6 protein-coding genes are annotated in these 4,238 nt (G+C 68.2%); 2 read left to right on the forward strand and 4 right to left on the reverse strand.

Annotated features, from left to right (window positions below; all coding sequences use genetic code 11):
* Both CEY15_RS17445 and CEY15_RS17450 read left to right on the forward strand, forming a co-directional pair.
* Window positions 1-231, forward strand: a 231-nt coding sequence (locus tag CEY15_RS17445) for a helix-turn-helix domain-containing protein (protein WP_141244324.1), incomplete at its 5' end; no start/stop codon positions are given.
* Window positions 232-253: 22 nt separating this feature from the next.
* Complete coding sequence (locus CEY15_RS17450; RefSeq protein WP_245847719.1) at window positions 254-799, forward strand: hypothetical protein; 546 nt, start codon at window positions 254-256, stop codon at window positions 797-799.
* Window positions 800-1,344: 545 nt separating this feature from the next.
* Here the strand turns inward: CEY15_RS17450 and CEY15_RS17460 are convergent.
* The 4 genes from CEY15_RS17460 to CEY15_RS17475 form a co-directional block, all read right to left on the reverse strand.
* A complete protein-coding gene (locus CEY15_RS17460) occupies window positions 1,345-1,914 on the reverse strand; it encodes a DNA-binding protein (protein ID WP_095719471.1) in 570 nt (189 codons plus the stop codon).
* A gap of 214 nt (window positions 1,915-2,128) precedes the next feature.
* Entirely contained in the window at window positions 2,129-2,893 is a 765-nt protein-coding gene (locus CEY15_RS17465; protein WP_095719472.1) for an RES domain-containing protein, read from the reverse strand.
* Window positions 2,894-2,994: 101 nt separating this feature from the next.
* Window positions 2,995-3,333 (reverse strand): hypothetical protein, encoded by a 339-nt coding sequence (locus CEY15_RS17470; protein ID WP_271800540.1) that lies wholly within the window; start codon window positions 3,331-3,333, stop codon window positions 2,995-2,997.
* A 491-nt stretch (window positions 3,334-3,824) separates the two neighbouring features.
* Window positions 3,825-4,238 (reverse strand): ATP-binding protein (locus CEY15_RS17475; RefSeq protein WP_176475185.1); only part of this gene is annotated, 414 nt, incomplete at its 5' end.

Genomic DNA, 4,238 nt, shown 5'->3' on the forward strand with positions numbered 1-4,238 from the left:
CATACCCAACCTGCGTGGGCAGAACACCTAGGGGAGGCGCTGATCGAGCTGAAGGGCCTCGGGGTCGCGCAAGCAGACCTGGCCGAGATGACTGGACTGTCCGCCCGCGAGGTCGGCGCCGCGATCCGCGCCGCGAAGGACCGCACCGTCACCGGGGAAGGAACACCGGAGACCACTGACGAGCAGGCGTCGGACACGGCCTCGGACCACAACGGTGCCGAGCCACACTGACCCGCGCACCAGTCCCGCAGACGTGGACATTCCTCTGCCAGGCCTGGACCTGATTCCGGCGCCTGCCCCCTCGGCCGCGGCGCGGCGGTCTCGTCCCTACAGTTCGACACTGCCGCCCACCCAGGCGGCGATCGACGCGTTCTGGTCCCGGGTCGTCAAAGCGCCCGGGGACGGGTGCTGGTTCCTGATCTCAGCGATCAGCGGCGTCGACGGGTATACACGCCTGACGTGGAGATCGGGTGGGATCAGTCGAACCGAGTCCGGGCACCGATTCGCACTCCTGCTCGCCGGCCAACTGGACGATGGCGTGGTGGCCGAACACCGCTGCAACGAACCCCTGTGCGTACGCGTCGACCCGGGGCATGTCGTCGCCTCTACCCAGTCAGCAAACCTGCGCTACGCCGTCGCGTGCGGTCGCACCGGCGCCATCCGCAACCCCGACCAACACACCAACCGCCACGCCCGATCCCTAGCCGTGCGAGACGCACTCGCCGGCGGCTGGGACGCGCGCGCCTACGCCCGCGCCTGTGGCAACGCCGCGCCCCTCGACACACCCTCACTGTTCTAGAGCCTGGGGAGTACAGTCGCTCGCAGTAGTGGCCTCGCCGACGGCGGGGCCTTTCTTTTTGGCGGCTCCGGATGTGTCAGCGGGCCGCTGTTTGTCGACGTTGGCGGCGCAGCTGCCAGTACCGCGGGATCGTCCATCGCAGCGGGGTCCTATCGATCACCCACAGCGCTATCGCCGACCGATAGCGCACGCCCGTGTCGCACCGCGAACGACCAATGACCCACGAACCACGCCAACAGCCCCAGCGCCGCGACCGTCGGCGCCCACGTACGGCCTTGCAGCACACCGAGCAGCCCAATCACTGCGCAGAACCCACCGGCCCCACGCGCGACCGGAGGCACGGCCAAGGCGCCGGCAGCGACCACCGCGGTAGCCTGCAGCGCCGTCGTCAGATCCCACATCGGGACTCCTCCTTGCCGCCCGTCTGCTCGCAGCAGAGCACCCATTCGTGGGCGCGGCTCGTGCCGACCTGTTTTCGGTTGACCTGCTGTCAGTGTGACTTCTCCCCCCGACAGTCAGTGCCCCACGTGCCCTGGCGAGCTCCGCTAGGACTCGCCCGGATGTTCCGGCGTGCGGGCGGCCTCGCGCAGCGAATCCAGCACCTCCCGCAGTGTGTCTGAGGTTGCCTCCGCCCGGACCCGTGCCCGGTCGGACTCCTCGGCCTTGGTGCGTGCGACGGCGGCGTCCTGGCGCGTTTCCTCGAGCTGGCCGCGCAGCTGCTCGAGCTCGTCGCGCATTCCCTCGAGCTCGCCGAGTGCTCGGTCGCGGGATGCGACCGCATCGTCCCGCTCTGCAGCAGCCTGCTCGGCCGCCTCCAGGGCGTGGGCCTCACCCGCGCGAGCAGCATCGAGCGCGACCGCCGTGGCCTCATCCGCCTGCTCCGCGGCCCGCTTCCACGCCGCAGCCCACACCGAGGCCACCATCGCCGACATCGCCTCCGACAAATCCGGCGCCGTCGGCACATCCGCGGCCGCCCCGCCGGCATGCTCGCGCATCCACGCGGCCACCTCGCCGATCCGCACCCCCGCTTCGCGCTGCACGGCCCGCACGGTGACCTTCTCGCCCCGCGCCAGGAGCACCCCATAGGCGCGAGCAATCTTCTCCGACGTCGACATGACAGTCCTCCGGTTCGGGTAGGCGGTAACAGGTAACCGGTAACGTTTTCGGTTACCGACGTTACCGCACATCGCGTTCGGTGGGTAGTCCGGGCGAGGCGTGTCGCGGCGACCGTGGGGATTGGGTGCCCGTCGGCGCGGACGCCTTCGGGCGACGAGCCAGACGGGGCCACTGGGCGCCGGCCAGAGGGCGCGCGGCGCGTGGGAGCTGAGGCTATCGGACGGTGAGGTTGTAGATGTCCAGCACGGCCGCCAATGCCGCATTGTCGGCCGGCGGCGCGACCGGCTGGCCCGGGCCCGCGTCCAGAGCCCCGGCGACGCCGTCGCGCAGCCACACCGCCCAGCAGGACCAGTGCGTGCCGTGCTTGGAGAAGTAGTGGATGCCCAGCGCCTGTGTGCGGCCGACGAGGGGGGCGGCTGCCAGCGTGGCGGCCAGTTCGGTCGTCAGATGACGGTCCCCGCTTCGCGTCTGCGCCACGGTGATCTCGTCGATCCCTCGCTCCCACAGTGACAGCGGAATATGCGAGGCCAGGTAGGTGATGGTGCGTGCGTGTTCGATCTCCACGAACCATCCCGATGCCGGCAGTGTCACCGTGTACAGGCGGTGGGCGTACAACCAGTGGATGTCGACCACGCCGGGTGGCCGAACCCCCAGATCGTTCCAGTCGCGTGCGATCAGAGCGTAGAGATCATCGGCGCCCGGATCATCGAGATACTCCTGCGCCCGGTAGGGGCCGCCGACCTTTAACGCGCCCAGCAACTCGCCGTACGCGCCCTCGGCGCTACTGGCGCAATAGATGGTCTGCTCGCCGGGCAGATCGAAACGGTTCCACCCCGCCCGGTCCTCGCTGCTACTCACGCCCCTGGCCGGCGGATTGAGCACGCCGTAGGAGGGTTTAGCCAACCGATAAACGGACTGGCCGCCGGCCGGGAGCAGTGCCAGGCCCGTGTTTGCGCAGACCGTGACCTCGCCTGTCACAGGCGGCATCCTCTACCGGTGCTCATGCTCACCCGGACCACCTTAGGTAGCCCTTCACCGCTCGTCGGGTCGGCCCGTAGGCCAGGGGCACGGGGCGAGTTTTAGTTGTCGGTGCCGTCGACGAACGCCGCGGCAGCACTCATCACCGGCTTGAACTTGCCTGCCGCGATCGCCATGAACGGCGGCTGCTCGTCCAACCTGGGGTTCGCGCCGATGAACCATGCCCGGGCGACATCGGCGCCCTCGGACGTCGCGATCGCCACCCACGCCCGGTGGGCCACCTGCAGTCGCTGCAACGCGCCATCCCGCGGCACCGGACCGCCGTCGGCCGACCATTTGTACGGCAGCTTCTTGTCCCGCACACCCGCGGCCACCGCCACCACCGTCGGCCCCAGATGCTGCACCAGCTGACGCGCCAACTCCGCGCTCGACAACTTCATGGTCTCGGTATGCGCCAAGATCGCCTGATCCACCACCGCCATCTCCCGAACCCCCTCCAACAGCTCCCGCGACCACCGACAATCACGGCGGTAGACGACTACGGACAGACTTCCCAGCACCACCAATGCTACTCAAATGCCACCAATCGGCAACGCCCGACGGCCACCGAGGCCGCCAGCACACCAGCAGCCACGACCCGCGGTCGGCTCGTAGGCGGCTTACCGCGCCCCTTCGCACTCGGACTGGGCGGATGAAGCTTTCAGGGTCAACCGACGCGACTTGCCGCAGCGGGCATAATTCACCGCAGCAGTTGACGCATCAAAATTGGAGAAATTCATGGCTCAGCACTTCCAGGTCAGATACACCGACGACATCGTGAGTATTTGGAGGCTTGGGGGCCACCGGATATTGCGTTTGGGGGCCAGCAGTATTGCCGCTGGGGGCCGGTGATCGCGTCTGTGGGGACCACCGGCCCCATCTCGGGGATTACTTACTGACTCCCGGCGGCGGCCGCATGCTCGCGCATGTTGTGGGTGCCGGTGTCGATCCAGATCGTGTTGTGCACGATGCGGTCCATGACCGCGTCGGCATGAACTCCGGAGCCCAGGCGCTGGTGCCAGTCCTTCTTGGGGTACTGGGTGCAGAAGACTGTCGACCCGGTGTCGTAGCGCCGCTCAAGGAGCTCGAGGAGCATTCTGCTGATCGTCTCGTCGGGGTGGTCGAGGAGCCATTCGTCGATCACCAGCAGGGAGAACGCGGCGTACTTCTTCAAGAATTTGTTCTGGCCCTGGGGTCGGTCTTTGGCCAGGGCCCAGGCTTCTTCGAGGTCGGGCATCCGGATGTAGTGCGCCCGGAAACGGTGCTGGCAGGCCTGCTTGGCCAGGGCGCAGCCGAGGTAGGACTT

The organism is Dietzia natronolimnaea, from assembly GCF_002289575.1.
Taxonomy (GTDB): domain Bacteria; phylum Actinomycetota; class Actinomycetes; order Mycobacteriales; family Mycobacteriaceae; genus Dietzia; species Dietzia natronolimnaea_A.

Coding starts and splice junctions, on each gene's coding strand:
- CEY15_RS17460 (WP_095719471.1), bottom strand. CDS start 1,914: ATGTCGACGTCGGAGAAGATTGCTCGCGCCTATGGGGTGCTCCTGGCG.
- CEY15_RS17470 (WP_271800540.1), bottom strand. CDS start 3,333: ATGAAGTTGTCGAGCGCGGAGTTGGCGCGTCAGCTGGTGCAGCATCTG.